General features: G+C 33.3%; 25 protein-coding genes. 9 read left to right on the forward strand and 16 right to left on the reverse strand.

From position 1 onward, the window contains the following. Positions 1-99 precede the first annotated feature (99 nt). Entirely contained in the window at positions 100-270 is a 171-nt protein-coding gene (locus tag LY01_RS15110; protein ID WP_170034537.1) for a hypothetical protein, read from the reverse strand. Between the two features lie 243 nt (positions 271-513). On the opposite strand from LY01_RS15110, the gene fumC reads away from it, so the two are divergent. The 4 genes from fumC (at position 514) to ald (ending at position 4,923) form a co-directional block, all read left to right on the forward strand. Continuing rightward, complete coding sequence (gene fumC / locus LY01_RS06445) at positions 514-1,908, forward strand: class II fumarate hydratase (RefSeq protein WP_104515004.1); 1,395 nt, start codon at positions 514-516, stop codon at positions 1,906-1,908. Positions 1,909-2,201: 293 nt separating this feature from the next. Beyond that, positions 2,202-3,170: a hypothetical protein gene (locus LY01_RS06450; protein ID WP_104515005.1), complete on the forward strand. Its 969-nt coding sequence runs from the start codon at positions 2,202-2,204 to the stop codon at positions 3,168-3,170. 22 nt (positions 3,171-3,192) lie between these two features. Then, the gene (locus tag LY01_RS06455) at positions 3,193-3,672 is read left to right on the forward strand and encodes a hypothetical protein (protein ID WP_104515006.1); all 480 of its coding nucleotides are present in this window, start codon (positions 3,193-3,195) and stop codon (positions 3,670-3,672) included. Positions 3,673-3,834: 162 nt separating this feature from the next. Then, positions 3,835-4,923, forward strand: a complete 1,089-nt coding sequence (gene ald / locus LY01_RS06460; RefSeq protein WP_104515007.1) for an alanine dehydrogenase — start codon at positions 3,835-3,837, stop codon at positions 4,921-4,923. 97 nt (positions 4,924-5,020) lie between these two features. On the opposite strand, the gene LY01_RS06465 is transcribed toward ald, so the two are convergent. Further along, complete coding sequence (locus LY01_RS06465) at positions 5,021-6,268, reverse strand: protoporphyrinogen/coproporphyrinogen oxidase (protein ID WP_104515008.1); 1,248 nt, start codon at positions 6,266-6,268, stop codon at positions 5,021-5,023. A 99-nt stretch (positions 6,269-6,367) separates the two neighbouring features. Between LY01_RS06465 and LY01_RS06470 the strand changes: the two genes are divergently transcribed. Further along, the gene (locus LY01_RS06470) at positions 6,368-7,294 is read left to right on the forward strand and encodes a mechanosensitive ion channel family protein (RefSeq protein WP_104515206.1); all 927 of its coding nucleotides are present in this window, start codon (positions 6,368-6,370) and stop codon (positions 7,292-7,294) included. Beyond that, positions 7,287-7,577 (forward strand): DUF3817 domain-containing protein, encoded by a 291-nt coding sequence (locus LY01_RS06475; protein WP_104515009.1) that lies wholly within the window; start codon positions 7,287-7,289, stop codon positions 7,575-7,577. Before LY01_RS06470 ends, LY01_RS06475 begins: the two co-directional genes overlap by 8 nt. A gap of 1 nt (position 7,578) precedes the next feature. Here the strand turns inward: LY01_RS06475 and LY01_RS06480 are convergent, their stop codons facing one another. Beyond that, complete coding sequence (locus LY01_RS06480) at positions 7,579-7,980, reverse strand: acyl-CoA thioesterase (RefSeq protein ID WP_104515010.1); 402 nt, start codon at positions 7,978-7,980, stop codon at positions 7,579-7,581. Positions 7,981-8,040: 60 nt separating this feature from the next. On the opposite strand from LY01_RS06480, the gene LY01_RS06485 reads away from it, so the two are divergent. The 3 genes from LY01_RS06485 to LY01_RS06495 all read left to right on the forward strand — a co-directional run bounded on the left by LY01_RS06485 (position 8,041) and on the right by LY01_RS06495 (position 11,288). Beyond that, on the forward strand, positions 8,041-8,856 hold the full coding sequence (locus LY01_RS06485) for a TrmH family RNA methyltransferase (protein WP_104515011.1): 816 nt from the start codon (positions 8,041-8,043) through the stop codon (positions 8,854-8,856). Between the two features lie 18 nt (positions 8,857-8,874). Further along, positions 8,875-10,119 carry a M48 family metallopeptidase gene (locus LY01_RS06490; RefSeq protein WP_104515012.1) on the forward strand — a complete coding sequence of 415 codons (1,245 nt, stop codon included), beginning with the start codon at positions 8,875-8,877 and terminating at the stop codon, positions 10,117-10,119. Positions 10,120-10,940: 821 nt separating this feature from the next. Continuing rightward, positions 10,941-11,288 carry a DoxX family protein gene (locus LY01_RS06495; RefSeq protein WP_104515013.1) on the forward strand — a complete coding sequence of 116 codons (348 nt, stop codon included), beginning with the start codon at positions 10,941-10,943 and terminating at the stop codon, positions 11,286-11,288. Here LY01_RS06495 and LY01_RS06500 read toward each other — a convergent pair. From LY01_RS06500 to LY01_RS06560, 13 genes are all read right to left on the reverse strand, one after another. After that, positions 11,285-11,656, reverse strand: coding sequence for a DoxX family protein (locus tag LY01_RS06500; RefSeq protein ID WP_104515014.1), 372 nt, complete (start codon positions 11,654-11,656; stop codon positions 11,285-11,287). The genes LY01_RS06495 and LY01_RS06500 overlap by 4 nt on opposite strands. 132 nt (positions 11,657-11,788) lie before the next feature. Beyond that, positions 11,789-13,234, reverse strand: a complete 1,446-nt coding sequence (locus LY01_RS06505; RefSeq protein ID WP_104515015.1) for a pyridoxal phosphate-dependent decarboxylase family protein — start codon at positions 13,232-13,234, stop codon at positions 11,789-11,791. A gap of 333 nt (positions 13,235-13,567) precedes the next feature. After that, positions 13,568-14,218, reverse strand: a complete 651-nt coding sequence (locus tag LY01_RS06510; RefSeq protein WP_104515016.1) for a peroxiredoxin-like family protein — start codon at positions 14,216-14,218, stop codon at positions 13,568-13,570. Between the two features lie 137 nt (positions 14,219-14,355). Beyond that, the gene (locus LY01_RS06515; protein ID WP_104515017.1) at positions 14,356-15,486 is read right to left on the reverse strand and encodes a PepSY-associated TM helix domain-containing protein; all 1,131 of its coding nucleotides are present in this window, start codon (positions 15,484-15,486) and stop codon (positions 14,356-14,358) included. Between the two features lie 60 nt (positions 15,487-15,546). Continuing rightward, positions 15,547-17,970: a TonB-dependent receptor gene (locus LY01_RS06520; protein WP_104515018.1), complete on the reverse strand. Its 2,424-nt coding sequence runs from the start codon at positions 17,968-17,970 to the stop codon at positions 15,547-15,549. 260 nt (positions 17,971-18,230) lie between these two features. Next, positions 18,231-19,001, reverse strand: a complete 771-nt coding sequence (locus LY01_RS06525; RefSeq protein ID WP_104515019.1) for a hypothetical protein — start codon at positions 18,999-19,001, stop codon at positions 18,231-18,233. Positions 19,002-19,135: 134 nt separating this feature from the next. Beyond that, entirely contained in the window at positions 19,136-20,266 is a 1,131-nt protein-coding gene (locus tag LY01_RS06530; RefSeq protein ID WP_104515020.1) for a hypothetical protein, read from the reverse strand. Positions 20,267-20,374: 108 nt separating this feature from the next. After that, positions 20,375-20,806: a retropepsin-like aspartic protease family protein gene (locus LY01_RS06535; RefSeq protein WP_170034539.1), complete on the reverse strand. Its 432-nt coding sequence runs from the start codon at positions 20,804-20,806 to the stop codon at positions 20,375-20,377. Between the two features lie 73 nt (positions 20,807-20,879). Next, complete coding sequence (locus tag LY01_RS06540; protein WP_104515022.1) at positions 20,880-21,407, reverse strand: hypothetical protein; 528 nt, start codon at positions 21,405-21,407, stop codon at positions 20,880-20,882. Positions 21,408-21,579: 172 nt separating this feature from the next. Continuing rightward, the gene (locus LY01_RS06545; RefSeq protein ID WP_104515023.1) at positions 21,580-22,023 is read right to left on the reverse strand and encodes a hypothetical protein; all 444 of its coding nucleotides are present in this window, start codon (positions 22,021-22,023) and stop codon (positions 21,580-21,582) included. 181 nt (positions 22,024-22,204) lie between these two features. After that, complete coding sequence (locus tag LY01_RS06550) at positions 22,205-22,756, reverse strand: hypothetical protein (RefSeq protein WP_104515024.1); 552 nt, start codon at positions 22,754-22,756, stop codon at positions 22,205-22,207. Between the two features lie 205 nt (positions 22,757-22,961). Then, positions 22,962-24,737, reverse strand: a complete 1,776-nt coding sequence (locus tag LY01_RS06555; RefSeq protein ID WP_104515025.1) for an ATP-binding protein — start codon at positions 24,735-24,737, stop codon at positions 22,962-22,964. After that, entirely contained in the window at positions 24,737-26,029 is a 1,293-nt protein-coding gene (locus tag LY01_RS06560) for a hypothetical protein (protein WP_104515026.1), read from the reverse strand. The genes LY01_RS06555 and LY01_RS06560 overlap by 1 nt, the downstream gene beginning before the upstream one ends. Between the last annotated feature and the right edge of the window lie 27 nt (positions 26,030-26,056).

The following is a 26,056-nucleotide window of genomic DNA, read 5'->3' on the forward strand; positions in this document are numbered from 1 at the left end:
GTTGGGGAACCGAAAATTCTCAAAACAAGCCACAAAAAAACCGTCTAGAAAAATTCTAGACGGTTATCATATATAGTACAATGCTATATAAAAAGAATATTACTTCTCTTCTTTAAGCTTTGCTTCTTTCTTTAATTTTCTCTTTTCTAACAATGCTCCTGTAATCCAAAAAGGAATTACAAATGTTGTTAAAAATATCATTAACCAAAATCCTAAAGTTAGAATTCCTAAAAATGCTAAAAAGCCTAAGTATTGATCAAAATCGAACATGGTATCTCTTGTTTGCTGCAAAGATAAAGACTTGAACTTAATTATGAAAAAACTACACAGCATTTATTAACAAAAAACTGTTTATAACAGCCCTTATTCTATTAATTACTAGAATTAGTCAGGTTAGAGCGTTTATAATTACGCTTTCGCGCAAGCGGCACCTCCATCCTACTTGTTATTATTATCTATAATGAGATGGTAAAACAACGCTCAAGTTTTATATTTGTGAAAAATTCAACCACAATGGAATATAGAATAGAAAAAGATACGATGGGACAAGTAGAAGTCCCTGCAGATAAACTTTGGGGTGCGCAAACGCAGCGTTCTCGCATGAATTTTAAAATAGGTGCTCCTGGTAGCATGCCACTAGAAATTGTATATGGTTTTGCCTACCTTAAGAAAGCCGCTGCTTACACTAACCATGACCTAGGTGTTCTTACAGAAGAAAAACGTGATCTTATCGCACAGGTTTGTGACGAGATTCTAGAAGGTAAACATGACGACCAGTTTCCACTTGTGATATGGCAAACAGGTTCTGGTACACAGTCTAATATGAATGTGAACGAGGTGATCGCAAACCGTGCACACCAACTAGCTGGTAAAAAAGTAGGTGAAGGTGAAAAAACCATACAGCCTAATGACGACGTGAATAAATCACAGTCCTCTAACGATACCTTCCCTACAGGAATGCACATCGCCTGTTATAAGAAAGTGGTAGAAAACACCATTCCTGGTATCAAACAATTGCGCAACACATTACACAACAAGTCTATAGAATTTACCGATGTGGTAAAAATAGGTCGTACGCACCTTATGGATGCGACTCCATTAACACTAGGACAGGAATTTTCTGGTTACGTTTCTCAACTGGACCATGGAATCATCGCACTAGAAAACACACTAGCACATTTAAGTCAGCTAGCACTAGGTGGTACTGCCGTAGGTACAGGATTAAACACACCACTAGGATATGATGTAAAAGTAGCTGAGTATATCGCACAGTTTACAGAATTGCCATTTATAACAGCACATAATAAATTTGAAGCTCTTGCAGCACACGATGCTCTAGTAGAGACTCACGGTGCTTTAAAACAAGTAGCCGTATCACTTAATAAAATTGCACACGATATAAGAATGCTTGCTAGTGGCCCACGTAGTGGTATCGGTGAGTTAATCATACCTGCAAACGAGCCAGGTAGTTCTATCATGCCAGGTAAAGTAAACCCTACTCAGGCAGAGGCTATTACTATGGTATGTGCTCGCGTTATGGGTAACGACACAACAGTTACTGTAGGTGGTATGCAAGGTCACTTTGAATTAAACGTATTTAAACCAGTTATGGCTGCTGCGGTTCTAGAAAGCGCACAGTTAATAGGTGACGCATGTAGAAGTTTTGACGAGAATTGTGCCGTAGGAATTGAGCCTAACAAAGAAACGATCAAGTCTTTACTAGACAACTCATTAATGCTAGTAACTGCTTTAAACACTAAAATAGGATACTATAAAGCTGCAGAAATTGCAAACAAGGCGCACGAAGAGGGAACTACACTTAAGGCTGCTGCCCTAGCTCTAGAATATGTAACGTCTGAAGAATTTGACGAATGGGTAAAACCAGAAGACATGGTAGGTCACAGATAATATCTGTCTTACTTAAAACAGTTAAAAGCCGCTTCAATTCATGAAGTGGCTTTTTTTATGTGGTTCAGTTTCGCTTTCGCGAAAGATAGACACACAGCACCACTACCCTAACCTCCTAATTGATTCACCTCATTAAGGGAAACCGTAAATAAGAGATTAGAAATTTATTTAAATTGCTGGGGTTATTATTGTTAATTTAAGAATTGAATAATTTGGGAATGGTAGATTAAACAAAACGTTTTTTATTCTTACATTAACTAGTATTAAAACAATACCAACTTTACAAAACACGTATGACGGTTAAAGAAGCAATTTTAAAAAGTTTAGAAGACATAAATGGACTAACTAATTATATGGAAATTCACGATCATATAATTAATAAAAATTATTACGATTTTGGATCAGCAAAAACACCACCTGCAACCATATCTGCCTTATTAGGAGATTTTATCAGGAATGGAGATACCAGAGTTAAACGATTAAAACAATCAGGAGGAACTTATTCATATTACTTAACTAAAAATGAACAAGAAATCGGAATAGAGATATTATCCGGATCAACTGATACTTCTCCAATTAAAATAAATAAAAGCAAAGTAAAAACATACGCAGAAAGAGACTTACATAAACTATTGAGTAGCTATCTCAAAAACACAAAAATTTATTCTAAAACAATTTTTCACGAACACTCAAAAAATGGAAAAGATTCTAATCAAATATGGACGCATCCAGATATGATAGGAGTTAAATTATTAAACTTACAAACTAAGGTTAGTCAAAATTTTTTGAAATCAATAAATAGAGTAGATACTTTTAAATTAAGTTCTTATGAACTTAAAAAAGAGATTAATTCAGATTCAGAATTAAAAAAAGCATATTTTCAAGCTGTTTCTAATTCTAGTTGGGCTAACTATGGCTATCTCGTAGCTTATGAGTTTAGCGATAGTTTATCAGATGAAATGGAGAGGTTAAATCAATCATTTGGCATAGGAATTATTGAACTAAACGCTAATCCCTACCAAAGTAAAGTTCTATTCCCAGCTAACTACAGAGACCTTGATTTTAAAACAATTGATAAGCTCTGTAAAATAAATAAGGAGTTTGAACAGTTTATAGAGCAAACCGATCGATTAATGACAGCGCAAGAAAGATATTACAAATCAACTGAAAAAGAACTCGATGAGTTTTGTGATTCATATTTTGAAAAAGATACAGAAATAGAAAAATACTGTATAGATAAAAATATTCCTTTTGGAGATTAATCCATTAAACAACCCAACCACCATGAAAAAAATAATCTTTACCCTACTAGTAATCATAGCTGTTCAAACAAGTAACGCACAAAGCTCACAACTTACTGAAGATCAATTTAGAGAAAAAGTAAGTACTGAATTCCAAACTAGTTATAATAAGGCACTCACCTCTTTTGAAAACTCCATGGACTATGGTATGACCAAAAAGAACGAAAGCTGGAGTGTTTACGAGTTTGATAATAAAAGAATATTTAAAATAGAATCTAAAAAGAATAACACCACTTTTATAGAAACGTATTTTGAAGTAGATGGCCAATTGCGCTATGCTCAGGAAAAAGAAATCAGCTTTATAAACACACCAGATACTATAGAATGGAACTGTAAATATTTCTTAGAAAATGGCGCTATAAAAACCATCATGTCTCTAGGCCATGGAAAAACAGAAAGAGACGACTGGGATTCTAACGAGATATTAACTTTATATCAAAAGAGAAAAGCTTTATTAAAATAATCAGAAAAATATAAACACAAACCGCAAATACCCCACAAAAACAAGGGTGCCATATTAAATAAAACTACTTTAATCAAAACCACCCCTAAAATTATAAGGGTATTACTTTCATTATATGTAAAAAAGTTACAAATTACGCTCGTAACTTAAAGTTTAAAAAAAATGATTGTCGGTATTCCAAAAGAGATTAAAAACAATGAAAGCAGGGTCGGTATGACACCTGGCGGAGTTTATGAATTGGTTAAAAAGAAACACACCGTTTATGTGCAATCAAATGCTGGAGAAGGCAGCGGCTTTTTAAATTCTGATTACTTAAAAGCAGGTGCGATTATTCTAGATTCTATCGGTGAAGTGTATGCAATTAGTGAAATGATTGTAAAAGTAAAAGAACCTATCGCTGAAGAATACGACTTGATTCAAGAAGGTCAAATACTTTTTACCTATTTCCACTTTGCCTCTAGTGAGCCGTTAACAAAGGCTATGATTAAGGCAAAAGCTATTTGCATTGCTTATGAAACTGTAGAAGATACAGACGGTACACTACCATTATTAACTCCTATGTCAGAGGTAGCTGGTAGACTAGCCATTCAACAAGGAGCAAAATACTTAGAAAAACCAGTAAAAGGTCGTGGTGTTCTTTTAGGTGGTGTTCCTGGAGTAGCACCTGGTAAAGTACTGGTCTTAGGTGCTGGAATAGTAGGCATACAAGCTGCAAAAATGGCTGCAGGACTTGGAGCACATGTCACCATGTTAGATATCAACATGAAACGTTTACGCTATGTAAATGACGTCATGCCTCCACATGTGGTTACTGAGTTCTCTAACGAATTCAACATTAGAAAACACATTAAAACTCATGATCTAATCATAGGCGGTGTATTACTTAAAGGTGCCAAAGCTCCTAACCTTATCACACGCGACATGCTCAAAGAAATGCGACCAGGGACCGTAATCGTAGATGTAGCAGTAGACCAAGGTGGTTGTGTAGAAACTACCAGACCTACAACTCATGAAGATCCTGTATATATTATAGATGACGTGGTGCATTACTCTGTTGCAAACATGCCTGGTGCAGTACCATTTACGTCTACTATGGCACTGACTAATGTAACTTTACCCTACGTTCTAAAAATAGCAAATCTAGGCTGGGAAACAGCATGCGATTCTAACCCTAGTCTTAAAAAAGGACTAAATATCATATCTGGAACTATCGTTTACCAAGAAATTAAAGAGGCCTTTAATTGGAATTAATCAGTCATTAAAAAATAGAAATAGAGAGTATATTAAAGAAATCTAAATCTTAAAAAAAACGGTAAACAGATGCGTCCATCTGTTTACCGTTTTATAATTATAAAATCACACTTCCTTCTATCTTGCTTATAACAGCATTTGCAGCTGCTTTACCATTTAACATCGCAGCGTTAAGTGATCCATTACTCAATTGATCTCCAGCTAGAAAAACACTATCTGTAAGTTGTGTTTCTGACGCATTCATGCAATAATTTAAAGAATCTAGTTGTGGCAATGCTTTCTTTATATGATACAGTTTTACCAGTTCATTTGCCTTAATATGAGTCTCTTCTCTTAGTTCTTTTACCACACGCTCTGTAAGTTGCTGGTCAGATAATTGATGCTTTTTAATAACAGAAACGCTTATGATATTCCTGTGGTTATCAAAAACATCATTTAAAAAATGAAAGTTATTGATCAGTACATCATCGTTTGCTACTAGTCCTATAATAGCCTGATCTAATCCTGTATGATCGGTTTCAAAATACAGCACAGTAACTTGATGCCACGGCATGTTTTCATTAGGTAAATTAGGTACTAAATCTCCTGCTGGTGTAGCTACTATAGTATAATCAGACTTTATTTTCTCACCATTTTCTAGAGAGATTTCATTACCTATCACTGCTGTTACCTTGTGATTAAGATGCATAGAATCTTCAGGTAATTGAGCAGCCAGTTGTTCTGGTATAGCTTTGATACCGCCTGCAGGTATCGTTGCATTTCCTTCTGTAAACATTTTAAAGACAAATTCAAACATGCGACTACTCGTTGCTAGCTTTGTCTCTAAGAATATTCCTGTATAAAAAGGAGTAAAGAAACTAGCAATCATCTTTTTAGAAAATCCATAATTCTCTAGATAGATCTTTGTGGTAGTCTCTGGACTAGTAAATATGTCGTGTATTGATTTTTGTTTCAGCTTTCGCGAAAGCGAGTACACCAACCATTTATCTTTTAAAGATCCCACACCAGCCGTAATCGTGCTCCACAAGAAACTACTATCTCTAGTAGGATCGCCTAGTTTATGAGTTTTACCATCTTTAAATATTAAGGAACCTGGCACAAATTTGCGCAATTTTAGAGCCTCAATATCTAGAAATTCATTCACCGCAGGATAAGCATCTAGCATCACTTGAAAACCGTGATCTAATATCAATCCAGAAGTGGCATCACTGCTTACACGACCACCGACAAATGAATTTGCGTCATAAACAGTTGCTTTATATCCAGCGTTTTGCAATGTAACAGCTGCAGTAAGACCGCTTACTCCAGCGCCTATAATAGTAATATGTGGTTGGTTATCATTCATGATGTAAAAATAGTATAGAGTTTTATAATCTAAAGGATTTAATTAATGCTTAACAAAAAGAATTTTACTACAGACTATCTTTACTGTAAACCCAATTTTATGCCATTGCAAGATCAAGTAGAAGACATTAATATTTCTGATAGAATTACTAACACTACGTATTCTTATTATGAAAATTTCATCGATTTTCTACCACGGCTGGCTTTAGGTCTCGCTATTATCATATTGGGCGTTTTAATCGCTAGTTTTTTGGGTAGGTTTACCACCTCTAGCGTGATACGCAGGACTAAAGATCCTTTGATGAGTCGTTTTTTAGGTAAGGCGATACGCTTTGTATTTATCATCATTTTTATAATGCTCGCATTGAGAGCTGCAGGATTAGGTGATATAAGCGCCGGTATTCTTGCAACAGCTGGTGCTAGTGCCGTAGTTCTAGGGTTTGCCTTTAAAGATATAGGACAGAATTTTATAGCTGGTGTAATTCTTAGTTTTAACAGACCATTTGACGTAAATGATACAGTAGAAATCGGGAATAACTTTGGTCGTGTAAAAGCACTAGAATTTAGATATACAAAGCTTAAAACCTTTGACGGCAAAGATGTTTACATCCCTAATTCAGATGTGATAACGCAACCGGTAACTAATTATACAGAAGACGGTTTTTACCGTTGGGATTTTGTGGTAGGTGTAGATTATGACGATGATATTAACGAGGCAAAACAAAGCATCATGGACGCTTTAAACGCAGACCCTAAAGTTGTGACTGACGAAGATCATGTAAGTTATGTCATAGAAGACGAGCTAGCGACCAGCACCGTAAATCTTAAAGTGTTCTTTTGGGTAGACACCTTAGACTTTGGACGCGTTGCAAACACCACACGTGGCCGCGTGATAGGAAATGTAAAAAGAGCTTTAATGCAAAAAGGCTTCTATTTACCAGCAGATATTCAAGAAATCAAGCTGTATGGTCGTGATTCTGAACTACCTTTGTCACTTCAAGATAAACGTGTAAAAAAAGATGCTTAAAACATTCAAATATCTAGCTATAGTAGAAGGTTACTCCTTTTTATTCATCCTTTTTCTAACCATGCCTCTTAAATATCTAGGTGGTATTCTACTACCCAATAAAATTATGGGAATGGCACACGGTTTCCTTTTCCTTAGTTATGTGGTCATGGCCATAGTAGTAAGCCAGATCCTTAAATGGGATCTCAAAAAACTCTTTATAGTTCTTGCCATGTCTGTAGTTCCATTTGGAACTTTCTGGATGGAAAGAAAGTACTTAGAAGAAGACCTTAAAAAGGCTTAGTTTAATCAAAGCCTTTCTTTTTCATGCGCTCACTCTGGTATTCTACCTCAGTTTTACCGTGTGCAAGTGGTTTACCGTCTTCACCTAGATTTACTAGAATTATATTTTCTATAGTAATAATGGTGTCATAGGTCATTTTATTACGCACCACACACTTTAAATCGATAGAACTGGTACCAAATTTATTTACCTCTAGTCCTATCTCTACTATGTCACCAGTTTTTGCACTGGCTACAAAGTTGATTTCACTCATGTATTTAGTCACCACTTTTTGATTCTCGATTTGTATGATCGCATAAAGTGCTGCCTCTTCATCAATCCATTCTAATAATCTACCGCCGAAAAGCGTCCCATTAGGATTTAAATCTTCTGGCTTGATCCATTTTCTAGTATGAAAATTCATATTGTATAGGTTTATATTCAAAGATACATTTGATCTGCTTTAAAAACCTATTTTTGTACTATGAAACACATCTCTAGCCCTAATAATGCCGTTATACGACACGTAGAACAACTGCAACGTAAAAGCAAAGCTCGCAAAAAAGAAGGCCTTTTTATCATAGAAGGACAGCGCGAGATCTTACTAGCTACTAGAGGTAAATTTATCATGGAACAGATCTTAGTTTGCGGCCCTATCCTACTCGATACGAGTACGTTTACAGCGCAAGATGTGTACTCAAAATTAGAGATCCATCAGTCACCAGAAATTATATCTGTCACGCAAGAAGTCTATGAAAAGATGGCTTATCGTAGTGGTACAGAAGGTTGTATCGCTTTCGCGAAAGCGAGATCCCAACAATTAAATGATCTAGAACTAACCGACACACCATTAATCCTCATTGCCGAATCTACAGAGAAACCAGGTAATCTAGGCGCTCTATTAAGAACTGCCGATGCTGCCAAAGTAGATGCCGTAATCATAGCAAACCCTACGGCAGATCTTTTTAATCCAAATGTTATACGCTCTAGTGTGGGCTGTCTATTTACCATTCCTACTGCTGTGTGCAGCACAAAAGAATTGATAGGTTTCTTAAGTGATAAAAATATCGATTTATATGCCGCGACTTTGCAAAGTAGCGAGCGTTATGACCGGATAGATTATAGAAATGCCAGCGCCATAGCCGTAGGTACTGAAGCCACAGGACTATCAGAAGAAATGAGAGCCGCTGCAAAGGCAAACATCATTATACCTATGTCTGGCGAGATAGACTCCATGAATGTGTCTGTAAGTGCAGCAATCATGATTTTTGAGGCAAAAAGACAACGAGATTTTAAATAAGAATTTGACCTTACTTTTATGACACCAGCTACTGTATTTTATATCATTATAGGGATTCTTATTTTTGATTTTTTATTAGAACGTATTTTAGGTTTTCTCAACTACACCTGGTATTCAAAGCCTGTACCACAAGAACTTACTGATGTTTATGATGCTGCAGAGTATGATAAATCTCAAGAATACAAGAAGACCAATTTTAAATTTGGCTTGTTATCCAGCACCTTTTCCTTTATCGGTATGCTGTTGTTTTTATTCTTTAAAGGTTTTGCTATAGTAGATGAGATCGCAAGGTCTTATGCGCAAAATGAAATCGTCGTGGCTTTATTATTTTTTGGTATTATTATGCTGGCGAGTGAGATCATTTCACTGCCTTTTTCTATCTACTCTACCTTTGTGATAGAAGAAAAATTTGGATTCAATAAAACTACCGTAAAGACCTTCATTCTAGATAAATTAAAGGGTTATGTACTTACTACCGTTTTAGGCGGCGCTATTCTATCTTTAATTATCCTTTGTTATAACTGGGCTGGTGATAATTTCTGGTGGTATGTATGGATATTGATATTTGTGATATCGCTGTTTATGAATATGTTTTATGCAAAACTATTTGTGCCGCTTTTCAATAAACAATCACCCCTAGAAGATGGCGATTTAAAAAATAAAATAAGTGAATATGCAGCAACAGTAGGTTTTCAACTAGACAAGATTTTTGTGATAGATGGTAGCAAAAGATCTACTAAGGCCAATGCTTATTTCAGCGGTTTCGGTAGTGAGAAACGTGTGACGCTGTACGATACCCTAATAGAGCAATTAACCGAAGAAGAAATAGTGGCAGTGCTTGCTCATGAAGTAGGTCATTATAAAAGAAAACATATTATTTATAACCTTATCGCTGGTACGCTCACCACTGGTTTTACCTTGTGGTTATTTTCTCTATTTGTAGACAGTACCTTACTTTCTGAAGCGCTAGGTGTTGCTATTCCTTCTTTTCATATAGGTTTAATCGCTTTTGGCTTGTTGTATTCTCCTATATCTACATTAACCAGTATCATCATGAATTTGCTATCTAGAAGATTTGAATATCAAGCAGATTATTATGCAAAAAGCACTTTAAAAAAAGAACCATTAATAAGCGGTTTAAAAACACTTTCTAAAACTAGTCTGAGCAATTTAACTCCGCATCCTGCTTATGTATGGTTTCATTATTCCCACCCTAGTTTGCAACAACGTATTGCTGCCATGAAAAGCGATGTCGTTTATTAAATAATTCTATTTATCACCACACAAAACTAACAGCTCCTTTCCTTAGTTAAGGAAAGGTGGGTAAATCGCAGCGCAGCGCAGATTTGGTCGGAAAGGTTGTGCGGTGTTTTTTAGAATCTAGTTGCAGGAATATATTCTAAGTCTTGTGCAACTTTCCAGCATCGCATCAACCACTCCGAGGTTTTTGCAAAACCCCACCTCGCCTATTCTTAGGCGAGGTGCTTTCTTGCTTTTTTTATAGGTAAATAGTTGACAATTAAATAACAAAACTCAAAACTAACAGCTCCTTTCCTTAATTAAGGAAAGGTGGGCAAATCGCAGCGCAGCGTAGATTTGGTCGGAAAGGTTGTGCGGTGTTTTTAATAATCTAGATTTTGGAATAAGTTCTAAATCCAGTGTAACTTTCCAACACCGCATCAACCACTCCGAGGTTTTTGCAAAACCCCACCTCGCCTATTCTTAGGCGAGGAGCTTTCTTGTTTTTTTAAATAATATTATATTCTTTACTTTAATAATAAATCTGTAAAAAGGAAAGAACTAACAGCTCCTTTCCTTAGTTAAGGAAAGGTGGGCAAATCGCAGCGCAGCGTAGGTTTGGTCGGAAAGGTTGTGCGGTGTTTTTAATAATCTAGTTGGTGGAATAAGTTCTAAGTCTTGTGCAACTTTCCAACACCGCATCAACCACTCCGAGGTTTTTGCAAAACCCCAACTCGCCTATTCTTAGGCGAGGAGCTTTTTAAGGTAAAGAGTATGAGAATCTTATTTTTAATTTCAACAAATAATTAACGGTATGGTGTGCGGTATTGCTGTAATTTAAACGCATGAAAACATTTGATCTCCTACTCTATTTTACCATCGTGTCATTTGTATTTTTTGGCATTACTTGCTTGTTCTCATCGCACATGAGATTAGAATTTACCAGATTTGGATTGAGTATGTTGCAACGCTTATTAACTGGCGTTCTTCAACTTATAGGCGCCGCAGGTTTAATAGTAGGTATTTTTAATACGTACATAGGTATCGCAGCATCTGCAGGGTTGAGTTTATTGATGCTGGCTGGTTTTATGGTACGTGTAAAGATCAAAGACGGCGTTTATAAATCGTCGCCGGCTTTAATCTTTATGGTACTTTGTGGTATAATTTGCTATAAATTTATAGACATGCTCTAGATAAATATGATCGCTAGAGATAGTAGTAAAAATATTGCTGCTGGTACAGACTTTTTGATAGGGTCATTAATCTTAAAATGCATGACAATCGCCCCTAACATAAGAAGTGCAATACCTATGGCGCCAGTATATTCTACGGCTTTGTAATAAATAGAAATCAGTATTAAAACAGCAAAAAGACATTTCAACGTCCCTACTATCATCATGGCATTTTTTGATAAACCATAAGCAGCAAATTCTTCTTGCATGCTGCTCGCGTTTCCACCTCGCCATGGTGTCGATTTATCGCGGTTGATAAGCCACACGTTTAGTATGCTTAAACCGACTACTAATTTGATTAGTATTTCTGTGATTTCAATAAATTCCATGGTTGTTATTTTTATCAAAAATAATTACCAAATTCACAATAAATTAAAATATAATCTTAATAAGTATTTATTTAACAAGTGATTGTATGATTATTTCGCTTTCGCGAAAGCGGAACACTAACTATCTTAAAATTATTTAACAGACTGCTCTTCTAGAATAAGAATAGCAAATTTCTCACATGCGGTAAAGGTCTCCATGATATGATCCATAGTCGTACGTGGATTTATCAAACACATACGTAAAACGACCTGATTATTGAGCACGGTAGTCACTAGCAAAGATTCTTTGGACTGTATGATACGTTTAGAAATCTCTTGATTAAGAGCATCTATTTGCGCATCGTTTAAATCTAGTTCTATAGGGTTATACCTAAAGTTAATAATGGCAAGCGTGGCAGGAGAAACCACTTCCCATTTACTGCTTTTTCTAAGCATGGTTTCTACATCTTCGGCAATGTTGATGTTATAACTTACGGCTTTTCTAAAAGCTTCTAATCCAAAGGTTTTTAGTGACATATAAAACTTGAGCGCTCTAAAACGTCTGGTAAGCTGGATACCGTGGTCGTAAAAATTAATCTCTGATGTGTTTCCTTCTATATCTCTTAAATACTCTGGTTTTTCTACAAATGTATCGTGCAACCACTTGCTTTTACGGACTAATAAACAACCCATTTCATAAGGTTGGTACAGCCATTTATGCGGATCTATAGTAAGGGAATCTGCTTTTTCAATTCCTTTTAATGCCTTGCTGCCTTTTTGAGATAACATCGCTGCACCACCATATGCTCCATCGATGTGAAACCATAGTTTTTCTTTCTTGCAGATCACACCTATTTCTTCTAGCGGATCTACCGTACCGGTGTTAGTCGTACCAGCAGATGCTATAATGCAAAAGGGCTGTAAACCGCTTAAACGATCCTTAGAAATCGCGTTTTTAAGTTTATTAAGAGCCATTTTAAACTCTCCATCGGTTGGAATAATGCGTATTTGCTCTTTCTTAAAACCTATTACACGTATCGCTTTTACGTTAGAAGAATGCGCCTGGTCAGACATGTAGATAACGGCTTTAGAAAAGTCGTCGCCACACTTTTGTCTTCTTGCAGTAACTAGTGCAGTAAGGTTTGCCATAGAGCCACCGCTGGTAAAAATACCACCACCTTTTTTTGAAGGGAATTTAAAAAGTTTAAGCAACCAGTTCATGGTTACGATCTCTAACTCTGCCGCAGCAGGAGACGCTGCCCAACCACCAGAAAATATATTAAAACCTGTCGCAAGCGTGTCTGCCATGACGCTTACATAATTACTAGGTCCTGGAACAAAAGAATAAGATTTAGGGTGCGAGACTATGTTACTATTAGGCAAGACATGTTGGGTCACAAAGTCCAGAACCTGGTCTGGATCGCTAGGTAAATTAGGTACATCTTCTTGAAAGATATCGTCCATCTCCTTGCGGCTAGCTATTGCTACTGGACTTTTATCATTTTGTGTTGTAAAATGATCTACTAGAGTATCAATCACCTTATAACCGTAGGCTCTCATCTCTTCTTTACTCAATTCTAATTTATGCAAATTATCCATCTGTGTTGCTCCCTTTTAACGCTGCAAAATTACAAGTAATAGCTTATACAATAGGCATGAAAACAGCACGAATAACTGAATCGTACGCTTTCTCAATGAATGAAAAAATAGGCGTACGGATTATCATTTTTTGTAAAACAAGCTTAGATATTTAGTCTTAAATTTTAAGTTTCTTTATGGAATTGATGATGGTAAAATCTAGAGATTAAAATATTTTCAAATAATTATGGTTGATGATAACTTTTTAAGGATAAGAAAGTGCTTATTTAAAAGCATTTCTTATCCTTAAAGTTATGTAGAATAGTACAAGGTAACACTTACCAAATATGGTATTTAAGCAAGTTTTTTAAGCGTCTCTATAATCTCTTCTGGTTCTGAGCGTGTTCTATAATCGGCATTTACATAATTCCATTTTACGATACCGTCAGTTCCCAATATGAAAGTAGCTGGAATAGGTAAAACACTTGCGTTTCCATTATTGATCTTCTTTAAATCTAGACCGCGATCAACTCTCATGTGTTCCATTAAGAATTCTGGCACTTCCCAAGCGACACCATATTGTGAGGCAACTTGCGCATCCTGATCTGACAGTACGGTAAAGTCCATTTTACTAATCTCGTTCTCTGTCAACGATCCATCTGGCACTTCTGGGCTTATGGCTATTAATTGTGCACCTAGTTCGTGAATATCGCCTAGTCTGTCTTGTAATGCTCTTAACTGTAAGTTACAATAAGGACACCAGCTACCACGATAGAACGTGATCACAACTGGTCCTTTTTTTAATAAGCCTGCTAACTCTACGGATGCTCCTTGAGCATTAGGTAATTCAAATACTGGAGCTTTCTCCCCTATTTTTATTGCGTGTTTACCTAGTTCAAACTCTTTGGCATTTTCAATAATCGCATCTACGCCTTTCATAAATTCAGGGTTGTTTTTTCTACCCATGCCTATTTTGGCGTCTGTTAATTCTCTTAATGTGCTCATTGTATTAGTTTTTGATTCTAGGCAACTATTTATTCTATTTTATCGCTCAGAATAATTTTGAATATTATGTGCAAATTATAAAATTCTACTTTAGAACAAGTGCCATTAACAGAATCTTTAATCTATGTTCTAGTGGCTTAATTCACACTTGCTTTTTTCTTTTTATAGTTTCTTCCGTACCATAATAACACTCCTGTAACAGGTAAACTTGCTACTATTAAACTAACTAAAAAAGCAATGATTTTACCTACTATACCACCTATGGCACCTATGTGAATGTCGTAATTCATTCTCTGAATTTTATCTGCTACATCAGCATTTTCATATTTTCCAAAAACACTAGGTGTCTCTAATTCTTCTAAAGTATTTTGATCAAAGAAGCGAAAATCAGAATCATAGAATAAGCCTTCACTATTTGATACTTCTACATAAATGCTCTCTTGAGCAGAATTAGGATAATGCAATTCAAAACCTTCAGCTTCAGGATTTTCTTTTAATAATTTTACTATTAAATTATCCATAGGAACGACATTGTTATCTGTTAACTGATTGCCTTCATTTTCTGGAATAATAAAACGAGCTTCTTTTTCTCCTCCAGTAGAAATATAGACCACGTACTTTAACCAATCATAGGACATCATGGATCCTGTAAAAGCGATAATTAATGCAAGCGAACTTATATAAAAACCTACCACCGTATGTAGGTCAAAATTTTTTCTTTTCCATCGAGTGGTTTTTTTCCAATCAAATTTAACGCGTTGTTTAAGATTTTTACGCTTTTTAGGAACCCACAAAAAGAATCCTGAAATTATAATTAAAATAAAAATTAGGATGGACACTCCTACAACTTGCTCTCCTATCTCTTTAGGCAACCACAGACGCATATGGCCTTCTAGTATAAAGGCAAAAAAACCAGTCATATGATTATCAACTTGAATTACTTTACCTGTATATGGATTTAAAAACACACTTTGATAAAACTCTGGTTCTGCATCATAAAAAATAACTTCTATCGCATCATCATCTTTTTTAAACATTGTGCCGTGCACTGTATTTTCAGGAAAAACTTGTTCTGCATAGGTTTTTGCCTCAGTAGGTGTTAATATCGCTTTGTTTTGAGGTGTTACCTTTTTATAATCATCATATAGACTTTCTATCTCTTCTCTAAAAGTCCAGCAACAACCAGTTATCGCGACTAGAAAAACCACAAGACCTGTTGCAAGGCCTAGAATTTTATGCAATTGAAAAATGAATTTTTTAAATGACATGGACTTAAATTTATAAAGAGCAACTTCTTAGTATAGAAGTTGCTCTTATTAAATAATTAATTAAAATTGGTAAGAAATATTTGCTAGTAATGCTCTAGGCATTTGAGGATTAATGGTAGTCCATCCTGTATAATATTCTTTATTGAGAGCATTATTTAGTTTTAGGCTCACACGATATTTATCTGCTTCATAAAACACAGATGTATTAAAAATGGTATAACTAGGTAAGATAAATTCTCCTGTAGATAGATAGTTGATTGCAAAACGTTCACTAGCTCCATTAAAACCTAAACCTATTCCGAAACCATCTAAACTACCTTGTTGAAATTCATAGTTTGCCCAAAAATTATATAATGTTTCTGGTCCAGCTTCTAATGGTCTGCGATTTAATATTTCAAGATTATCAGTTTCTGTGGTTTCACTATCATTATTACTATAACCTGCTCTAATGTTTAATCCTTTGATTGGGTTTGCATTAACTTCTATTTCTAAACCTTTGCTTACAACTTCACCACCTTGAATTTTATTAAAAGGAGAAGATGGATCTGTAATGACACGATCTTTAACTTTGATGTCATAATAACTAATGGTCGCGTTTAAACGGTTATTGAAAAAATTAGTTTTGATACCAAATTCTAATTGATTTGCTTCTTCAGGATCAAAAGTTTGCAATGTCTGTGGACCAGTTCCTGGATCTCCTACTAATTGAGGTGCAACGTTTGTAAATCCATTTTGGTAATTTCCAAAAACAGATAATTTATCTTTTATAGGTTGGAAAACTAAACCAAACTTTGGAGATAATGTAGTTTGATCATAATCATCATCTGCATTAGCAATGTCACCTTCGTTGTCAAATCTATCTAGACGTAATCCTACCATCGCAGAAAGATTATCAGTTATATCGAGAACATCAGACACATAAATACTGTAAATACTATATCTAGACTTAAGATTACCTACTCCCTGCGTTGCTAGTGCCGCATCTACAGCCGATGTAGAAAGTGGATATGCCGTATCTTCTACAGCAGCTGTAAACGGATTATCACCATTTGAACCACCATCTGGTGTTACATTTCCATAAAAGGCAAAACCGGTGTTGTTATTTGTTTCAGTAGCATTTAAGTAATCCAGACCTATTACCATCCTATTTCTTAAAGATGCTATTTCAAAATCTCCAATGAAATTTTGTTGAATATCAGTAGTATGAGTGTTTGCATTTTGTTTACTGATAAATCTAGAAAATGTATCTCCTTCTAGAATACCAAAATCAAACAGGTAAGAATAATAACCAGTAGTCGATGTAGAACTTTTAGACAGTAAAGTTTGTGATTGCCATGTGTCCGATAATTTGTAATCCATCTCTACTCTATAATTTTGAGTAGGGTTTTCTAGAGTTAGATCGTTGCTTGTAAAGGATAGCTTATTATTATATCCTAACTCATCTAAATTAGAAGATGCAGATGGCGCACTTCTATTTAAGAATAAAAAGGTAGGGTTTGTTTGTTCTGCCTGAGTGATTTCTCCATAGAAAGAGAATGATAGTCTATTATTTACTTTATAAGATAAAGATGGGGCAACAAAAAATGATTTTCTAAAACCAGCATCTTGAAAACTTTGCTCTGTGGTGTAAGCGGTATTAATTCTAAAGTATAGATCATCTTCCTTACTCAAAGCTGTGTTATAATCACCTACTATTTGATTAAGTCCATAACTACCTGATGTAAAAGAAAGCTCTCCACCAGTACCTACGTATGGTTTTTTAGTTACTACATTGATAAGACCACCATAAGAACTTACTGCATTACCAAATAAGGTTGCAGACGGTCCTTTTAGAACCTCGATACGCTCAATGTTTGCAGGATTAATAGTACCATTAGTTAAACCTGGTAATCCATTAACTAGTTGAGGCTGTACAGAAAAACCACGTAGTGCATAATAACCTGCTCCATCACCACTACGACCTGTAGATGCCCATAAACGCTCTACACCTGTTGCATTTTTCAAAGCATCATCAAAATTTGTTACTACCTGTGATTCTAGTAATTCATTTGTTATGGTGCTGTATACTTGTGTATTTTCGATATCTTTTAAAGGAAGCTTTGAAACATAAGCGGTTTTCTTTCTAGAAAACTTATTGCGGCGTTCTCCTTCTATAACGACAGCATTTAAAATCTCGTTTCCTTCATATAATGTGATAGTTTTAAGTTGAACGTTTTGATTATTTGTGATAGAAACAAGAACTTCTTTAGTTTTAAAACCTATGTATGAAATAGAAAGCACATAATCTCCATTTTGAAGCTGGTCTATTTGAAAAGCTCCATTTTGATCTGTTTGTACACCTATCGAGGTATTTTTTATGGCAACATTCACTCCTAAAAGTGCTTCTTGAGTTTGATCTGTTACGGTTCCTGTTATGCTTACCTCTTGCGCAAAAATGACATTAGTAAATACTAATAAGGTTAAAATAGTCAGTAAGTTTTTCATTATTTTTATTTAGACTTAATATAGATAGTTAATTTTCGGCAAAAGTATCTACCAATATAGGACTGACCAAATTATTTATATTAAATCTAAATAAAGAGTTAAAAGAGCTTGATTATAAGAACTCTAATTTTAAAAAAGTCCTGAGAAGGAACTTAAAAACCACATGAATGCCTTGCATAGGATCCTATTTGAATCTAGAAAAAAAGCTCAAAGAATCGTGATGCGACTCTTTGAGCTTAGAATAAATTTATAGTGTAAAATTACTTGCCTAACTTAATTTGGAATTTTGTGGCAGTAAATGCTGCTTGTAAACCTCTAAGATTAGAATTAGACTTGTTCTTTTCAAACAGATTTTCTAGATATTCTATTTGGGTATCTAGATCTTCTTTTTGAAAAATTTGATATTTTAAAAGAATCAAGTTGGCCATTATTTGATCAGCAACACTGAGACCATCTTGCTTTAAATATTCCTCTATCGAGCTACGTACCTCAGAATCATTATCTGCTAACTCGTCAAATAAGAATGCGTTTGCTAAGTCTGATTTATTCATACTTAAATAATCGTTCTCACTAGACATATCCTTTCTATAGGTCATTTTATCACCGTTAAGAAAATACCATCTGGTATAAGAGTCATTTGATATTTTGATTTCTTTTTCAAATTTCTTATCCCTAGCCGTCCAGTTTGTAAAAGCAACTAAGAGTTCTGTACCATCTTCTTTCTTTAAAATGGCAAAACGAATCAAGTAGTTGTTTTCACCAGGTTTTTCAATTTCTATATCTAGATTATTATCTATAGAAACGTATGTTTTAAGAGCTGTAAGAATAGATGAGACTTCTTCTGGAGTTGCAGCAGGAAAGAGATTTTCTCTTAAAAACAAATCGATATAAAGGTAATGTGTCAGGTAGAAATCATCCATTTTAAGATAATTTGCCTCTTCTAAATGGTCTGTTTTAATAGTAATCTTCTCAGATTGTGCATATCCTGTATTTAAAAACAGGATCAATAGTAAAAAAGTAAAGGTTTTCATTTGTCTTGGTTGATTTTGAGGTTGGGTGGTTGTAAAAATACTCTATAGTTCTAGGGCATTAATTTTTTGGCAGTTTACTCTTTTGGTTCACTTTTCAAAAATTTAATGACAAAGTAAAGACTAAAGCACATAGATTATTCTGCCGGTACTCTAATCTTAGTTTCCTTAATAGACATCCTTGATTTGTTTAGAGTAACTGTAATTGGTTCTTCTTTTTGTCTATCGTATTCCACCATTTCATAAGTTTTCACTTCTTTGACTAATACGACTTTTACATCTACGTCAATTCCTTGAACTTGATTGTCGTTATGTAAACCAATGTAAAAAACTCCTTGTGTTAGATTTGAGTTTTTCCCATAAGCTGCAATACCTTTTCCCGTATCAAACTGTAAATAGGTTTGACCATTTATAAATTTTTCCGCATTTTCATGATCTGGTATAAATGAATAATAGACATCTTCTCCAATTTTAGGGATTAATAGATCTGTAATAGTTCCAACTGCTAATCCAGCAAGTGGCGTTCCATACATGGATGTAATTCCATTTGCTAATTCTCCAACGGATCTAGCGTTTTCTTTATATGCATCTTGTGCTTCTTGACCAACTCCAATCCAATAAGCCCAAGCTATAATTCTTTCTTCTTTAAGATCGCTAACTATTGGATTAGGTAGATCAACTCTTAAATACGAACTACTTCTGTTGTCATTGTAGTAAGAGTGTACACGTTGACTTTTATTCAATAAAAGGTCCTCAACATTTTCTGTACTTACTAATTCCTTAATACGCTCCTTAAATTTGATTGTTTTATAACCTGTTATACTATCAATTGTATAAGGCGTATAAATTGTATCTCTAAGAGTTTTCCATCTCCAATTGGTATTAAAATCCTTAGTTGTTTCATTAGCAGGGATTCTGTAAATTTTAATTTTACCAACTCTTTTAGTTAAGGAAGAACTATAGAACCTAAATTTATAAAGCCCATTATTTCTAATTTGAATCTGTTTTTTAACTATGTCTTTAACCTTAAAATCTGAAAAAATCTTATTATTTGGTAACTCAAAAATTTCAATTTCTTTAAGGTGTTTCCCTTTGACCATTTCAAAATCAAACTCAATAATATCTCCTTCCGCAAAACTAAAGAAGAGTTCCTCTGTTTCGTCAAAATTTAAAGAAATGGTCGATTCTGTTACTAAAATGGGATCTTCAGAAGCAAAAGAATATTGAAAAAATATAATAAGAAGTATTAAAAGTAATTTTTTATTCATAATTTTTGTTTAAAATCTTTGGTTATGGTTTGGTTAATGAAATGCAAAACTAAAAATAAGCTCTAAATTTTCGGATTAACACAGAGCCGAATTTTTAAATTTTACTAATTATTTTATTAAAGTTAGTTCATTGAGATTTTTATCAACTGACCATCTTTTGAATTTATCTAAAATATTTTTTCCTAATAAATTATCCGTTTCATTAGGCATTATTCCAAATACTACATCATGTAAGGTATGATCGCCTATTTTCATGACTTTGATATTCACTCTAGAACAAAACACTTCTGAGCCATCTGCTAGAATATAATAGCCATTTTCTAGATCTCTAATATTAAAAGTAGATGTTTCTTTAATCTCATTTAATACTTGTCGAGACATTATGGATTCACTAGCGCCAGAATCTAGAATAAATTCTACGCTTACATCATTGATTTCGCCATTCAAGTGATATGAACCATAATAATTTGATAATGGAATTTTAATGTGATCTAGATTAGCTTCTATATCTTTATTTAAAACTACTGCCCATAAACTCACAGACAAAGTAAAAAATACGATACTAATAGATATCCATTTTAAGAAAGTTAATGGTTGTCTTTGTTTAATGAAATTAGTCATTTCCATCTTGAATTTTTGTCACTATTTGATTGATATACTCGTCGTACCAAATGGTATCCATTTCTCCTCCTAAAAACTGAAATAATGGTTTTTGAATTCCAAATAACCATAGTAAAATGGCAAAGCAAAATTTAAAATAAATTAGAGCTATTATTAATGCAATAGGACGCAATAAAAATTTGATAACGAATATATGAGGTCTTAACTTTTTACAATTGGTAGACATACTTCTCATTTTAAATAGCACTTTAAAAATTGTACCATCAAAATAATATTCCGTAAAAATAAATAGTAAAGAATAAAATGCTACCGTTGCATAAGTAATGTTATCTGGCACATCTGGAGTGATAATTTTTACAAAAGAAATAGTCAGATAGATAATAGAAAAAAGCAAACTGTAATCGAGGATAAATATCAACGCTCTTTTTCTTAATTGAACCATTTCATATGTTGAATTAGGTTTTTCTAAATACTCAGTTTCTTGAATATTGAAACGTAAAAAAGGGTTCTTAATCTTCATTATAAATTTTTCTCTGATTATTTACAACAGTCTTTTGCTTAAAAGACAACTCTAAAAATAAGCGATATTATTCTCTTAGCTACTAACCTATTTACCATTTAAAGATCTTAAAAAATGCTTTTCTACAACCAATGTATTAAAAGATCTATTATTAATAAGAAATGGTCTTGTATTATTTATTCAATTCTAAATAATAAACTTTTGCAGATTCTTCAATTTCCTCATCAATAGCTCCGTCAAATTTGAAACTATGGGTACGCCATTCATTATCTGGCTTATAGAATTGAAATGTAAAGCGAACAGGTTGACGATCAAATTTCACTAAATAACTCATCAATACAAAACTGTCTGATAATCTCTTTTCTACGATTAATTCATAACCATAGTATTTGCCTACATAATCTTCATCTAGATTCTCTACTTGTTGTTTTAACTTTGTAATCGCGTCTGTGGAACGACTGATCCATTCATTATTAGAGTACAAGTGATCTAATGCCTTTGATGATCCTTCATTTTTGTATTCTGTGAAAAAAGTAGAAACTATCTCTTTAGGTGATTTTTGTCCTATACTAATAAAGGAAATGGCGAGAAAAATAAGCGTTAAGTAGGTTTTCATGTTTTGGTGGTTTTGGTATTTTGGTTCTTGGTTCTTGGTTCTAAGAATAAATTTGAAAATTTGAATAAAGTTGGTAAAATTTATTAAATAATCATAGTCTAGAGTAGTAATTTATGTTGTAGTTTACTCCTATGGATACCAGTTACAAACTGGCACTAGTTGAATAAATAATGTCTGACCGCTATAATCTATAAGTCATTAGTTTTCCATTACCAAAACTAGCTATCTGACCAATTCCTTTTTGATAATAATTTAAATATTCTCTTAGTTTAACGCTATCACGGTTTGCAATTTGAGTTGCTCTCATAACTAAAAGCTGACTATATTTTTTAGTTGGTGTTTCTAGATTTGCATTTAAATCCACTATTTCATATTCCCAAGACTTATCATTGTTATACCATGTAAAACCAACTTTAGGATCTTTAGGCATGATCAAATTATCACTATTGGATTTCTTATCGTAATACATAATATTTCCATTATCTGATCTATAAAGACTCTCAACAGTTTTACCCCAAGAATAACTAACTTGAAGAACTAAATACTTATTACCAATTTTAGATTCTGTTTTATCCAAATATTTATGTGAGATAAATGAATTTGAATCTACATAATTAAACCTTACATCTTTGGTTGGAATTGGGTGATAAGATTCTGAGTTATTATTGATAGATTCTTTTGAAGCACAGGAAAATAAAAGGAATGGAATAACAAGGTACAATAGGTTTTTCATGTTTTTTTGGTGGTTTTGGTATTTTGGTTCTAGGTTCTAGGTTCTAGGTTCTAGTAATAAATTTGAAAATTTGAATAAAGTTGGTGTAAATTATTAAAGAATCATAGCCTAGAGCATTAATTTTGTTGTGGTTTACTCCTATGGTTACCAGTTACAAACTTGCACTAGCAGCTTTATATACTAGAGCAGCAGGCGCATTCGTTTTTTAATCTTTCCATGATTTTGTTATACTTTCAAAATCTATACTGTCGAGCCATTCATTTTTCCATTTTTTCAAGTAAGGAATATCATTTGAAGATGGCTCATTATCACCGCACTTGTCAACTCTAATTATTGAAGGCATGACTGTTGCTTCACCTATTAATAGTGCTTCACCTGATTGTAGTGAAGGTAGTATGTCTGTTACAGAACCTAATGAATCTGGAAGAAGTCTTTTTACATAATTTTGATCATCAGGGTTTGTTAATCTCATAGCTATGAAATTGTTACATTGCGAAAAGATTGTTTCAGAAAGTTCAGAAGGTCGTTGACTGATAATGGCTAAGGATATACCATATTTTCTACCTTCTTTTGCAATACGTTCAATTGAAGAACGAGAAGATTTAAAACGTGCTAAATTGCTTTTTGGTACATATTTATGAGCTTCTTCATATACTAAAAGTAAAGGCATATCGTTGTCTCCAACTTGTTTTTTATAATAATATGAATAATCAAACAGTAATCTAGAAATTAATGAAACCGTAATACTGAGTACCTCAAAAGGAACACCACTTAAGTCTAATATTGTGACGTTAGATTTAGCATTTTTTCTACTTTCAGATTTAAAACCATAACCTAAAAACTGTCTTAAAGTTTCTTCAAAACTGATTTCTTTACTTTTATCACCAAAAAGAAATTGTCTAAGTCTTTGAGAATCTACTTTAGTATTTAATCTAGATACAAACTTATCTATTGATCCATCACTGAAAGAACCCTTTGAAATTCCATGACCTCCATCTTTACTGGCTCTTCTAGGTGAAGTATATTCATAGAGTTTTTTAAAATAATGTTGGTATTTATCTGAATCAGATTTGAATGTTTTTTGACCATCTGAGAATTGAATATCTAAATCATTTTCAGAATGTTTTGTTTCTTTTCTAAGGTTTTGAAGGCAAGTTAGTACTTCATCAATATCAAATTTTAAGGGGCTGTCAAAATATATTTTTGATTCTGAAGGGTTTTTATAAATTTTATTTTCAGTAATAAGTGTTCTTAAAAGAGATGATTGATTGTAATTATTATTATCTCCTGATTCTAGAAATAACTCCTCTAATTCGTCTCCATTAAGTAACCAATATGGAAGTGTTAAGTCGTTTATAGTAATGATATTTGATTCTGGAAATGCTGAATTATATTCTGAATGAATATCAAAAATTACTATATGAGAATTGTTTAATCCATTAAAATCAGATTTTTTTTCTTTAGTAGCATTTTGTAATACTTTAGCAGTTGTATGTGATTTACCTGAACCTGTAGAGCCGACAATAGCAAAATGTTTATTAAAAAATTTATTACCATTAACAGGTACGTCAATTCTTTCTTTTGATGAATGCGAAAGCTGTGCAAAGCAAAATCTTTCATAGTTACTCTCATTACTTCCGCTAGAATAAATAGCTTTGATGTCAGCTATTGAAGCAGTAGTGGCTTCTTTAGGAGGTAAGGCAATTGAATCACCACCTCTTCTAAAAACTCCATCTTCAATAGTACCTAAAGGATTAGCTTCAATTATATATTTTCTATCTCCACTTTCAGTTACTTCTATAAGAAAACTTTCAATAATGGCGATTAGTTTTATATCCGAACTTTCATTATCGGCTATCTGAATGTAAGAACCTACTTTAAGTTGTTCTGCACCTTTAAAAGCATTTAGATCGTCTATTTTAATTTTAACTTTATTTGGAAGTACTGCTATTACTTCACCGTTTACTTTTTGATCTTCCATTATATTATGTTTTTAATATGATCTATCTTTTGAACTTGAAATTTTAAATGTTTCTGAGTAAATGATATATTTTGAGGTGTTTCTAAATAGAACTGATAGATTTCTCCTGTTCTATCAAGGTTATTTATTATTTGATTTAAATCTGTTAATTCATTAATAAATTTATAAAATAGTTTATTTTCAAAAGTTGGTTTCTGTTCAATACTTGCTAGGTTAAAAGGAGCATTAAAAAAATCGTGTCCGTCACAAATTTTATGCCCATCATTTCTTAATTCCGTTTTTAATTCGATTAGTTTATTTGGTTCAATCCCATGAAGTAAAATATATGGAACAAACCTATCTGTAGTTGGAATAGCTTTTGTTTTGTTTTTGCTCCACTTATTTTTAAGAGTAAGGATTAAATCTTTTATAGAGGAAATTTCAGTTGAACTATTAACTTCTATAACAAAAAATCTTTCATGAGGTTCTATATTTAATTGACTTTTAAAAAATTGATTATGTAATATTTTAATTTGTTCGTCAATCGTTAATTCATCATTAAAAGCAGACTTAAAAACTATTTTTTTTCCATCTGAAATGAGTTTGTCTAATTGTGCTTTAGAACAACTTCTTAAGTCCTTTTTTGAGGGTTTATTGTTGATTACAATATCCAATAAGTGACTAGAAATTATTGAATAATAAATTTGTGCTTCTTCATTAGATTTGGAGTATTCAGATTTAATTTTTTCAATTACTTCTTTATGTTGAATACTGAAATCATGTGCATGAATTAATGTGAAGTTTTTAATAAATGAGTTTTTGTCTGAAGTACTATAATCATTTTTCTTATTACCTAATACTGAATCCAATTCAATAATAGAATAAATTTTCTTTTTTGGTGTAACACCTTTTAAGTAAATGTAAAGAATGAATCTTCTGGACGAGTCTAATATATATTGATCTAATAGTTGTAGTAGTGGTTTCTTAATTTTTTGTTTTTGCTGTGGAGCTGTATAAGAAGTATCATGAAATTTTACTTGCACAAAGTAATTGTCAAATTCATAATCTTGAAGTTGTTCTATTCGGATAGGTTTTGTGGGGTTATTAAATATTTCAATAATAGAACGATCAAATTGATATTTAAATCCTTTTATTGCGACATAGGCTCCATCCATAATAATATTTTTGAATTCTGTTTTTTTTAAATGATGCACAACGGCTGTGTATATGAAAAGTAGCGCTGAAAATAAGCGACAACTTTTCGGATTAAACTCAAGCCGAATTTTTAAATTTTTCTTATTATCTTTACTCAATAAGCCAAATTAAAAAATTTGGCGAGC

The organism is Nonlabens xylanidelens, from assembly GCF_002934445.1.
GTDB classification, from domain to species: domain Bacteria; phylum Bacteroidota; class Bacteroidia; order Flavobacteriales; family Flavobacteriaceae; genus Nonlabens; species Nonlabens xylanidelens.

Bases quoted from the DNA above. Each gene is read 5' to 3' on its own strand.
- LY01_RS15110 (WP_170034537.1), bottom strand. From the start codon at position 270: ATGTTCGATTTTGATCAATACTTAGGCTTTTTAGCATTTTTAGGAATT.
- fumC (WP_104515004.1), top strand. From the start codon at position 514: ATGGAATATAGAATAGAAAAAGATACGATGGGACAAGTAGAAGTCCCT.
- LY01_RS06450 (WP_104515005.1), top strand. From the start codon at position 2,202: ATGACGGTTAAAGAAGCAATTTTAAAAAGTTTAGAAGACATAAATGGA.
- LY01_RS06455 (WP_104515006.1), top strand. From the start codon at position 3,193: ATGAAAAAAATAATCTTTACCCTACTAGTAATCATAGCTGTTCAAACA.
- ald (WP_104515007.1), top strand. From the start codon at position 3,835: ATGATTGTCGGTATTCCAAAAGAGATTAAAAACAATGAAAGCAGGGTC.
- LY01_RS06465 (WP_104515008.1), bottom strand. From the start codon at position 6,268: ATGAATGATAACCAACCACATATTACTATTATAGGCGCTGGAGTAAGC.
- LY01_RS06470 (WP_104515206.1), top strand. From the start codon at position 6,368: ATGCCATTGCAAGATCAAGTAGAAGACATTAATATTTCTGATAGAATT.
- LY01_RS06475 (WP_104515009.1), top strand. From the start codon at position 7,287: ATGCTTAAAACATTCAAATATCTAGCTATAGTAGAAGGTTACTCCTTT.
- LY01_RS06480 (WP_104515010.1), bottom strand. From the start codon at position 7,980: ATGAATTTTCATACTAGAAAATGGATCAAGCCAGAAGATTTAAATCCT.
- LY01_RS06485 (WP_104515011.1), top strand. From the start codon at position 8,041: ATGAAACACATCTCTAGCCCTAATAATGCCGTTATACGACACGTAGAA.
- LY01_RS06490 (WP_104515012.1), top strand. From the start codon at position 8,875: ATGACACCAGCTACTGTATTTTATATCATTATAGGGATTCTTATTTTT.
- LY01_RS06495 (WP_104515013.1), top strand. From the start codon at position 10,941: ATGAAAACATTTGATCTCCTACTCTATTTTACCATCGTGTCATTTGTA.
- LY01_RS06500 (WP_104515014.1), bottom strand. From the start codon at position 11,656: ATGGAATTTATTGAAATCACAGAAATACTAATCAAATTAGTAGTCGGT.
- LY01_RS06505 (WP_104515015.1), bottom strand. From the start codon at position 13,234: ATGGATAATTTGCATAAATTAGAATTGAGTAAAGAAGAGATGAGAGCC.
- LY01_RS06510 (WP_104515016.1), bottom strand. From the start codon at position 14,218: ATGAGCACATTAAGAGAATTAACAGACGCCAAAATAGGCATGGGTAGA.
- LY01_RS06515 (WP_104515017.1), bottom strand. From the start codon at position 15,486: ATGTCATTTAAAAAATTCATTTTTCAATTGCATAAAATTCTAGGCCTT.
- LY01_RS06520 (WP_104515018.1), bottom strand. From the start codon at position 17,970: ATGAAAAACTTACTGACTATTTTAACCTTATTAGTATTTACTAATGTC.
- LY01_RS06525 (WP_104515019.1), bottom strand. From the start codon at position 19,001: ATGAAAACCTTTACTTTTTTACTATTGATCCTGTTTTTAAATACAGGA.
- LY01_RS06530 (WP_104515020.1), bottom strand. From the start codon at position 20,266: ATGAATAAAAAATTACTTTTAATACTTCTTATTATATTTTTTCAATAT.
- LY01_RS06540 (WP_104515022.1), bottom strand. From the start codon at position 21,407: ATGAAGATTAAGAACCCTTTTTTACGTTTCAATATTCAAGAAACTGAG.
- LY01_RS06545 (WP_104515023.1), bottom strand. From the start codon at position 22,023: ATGAAAACCTACTTAACGCTTATTTTTCTCGCCATTTCCTTTATTAGT.
- LY01_RS06550 (WP_104515024.1), bottom strand. From the start codon at position 22,756: ATGAAAAACCTATTGTACCTTGTTATTCCATTCCTTTTATTTTCCTGT.
- LY01_RS06555 (WP_104515025.1), bottom strand. From the start codon at position 24,737: ATGGAAGATCAAAAAGTAAACGGTGAAGTAATAGCAGTACTTCCAAAT.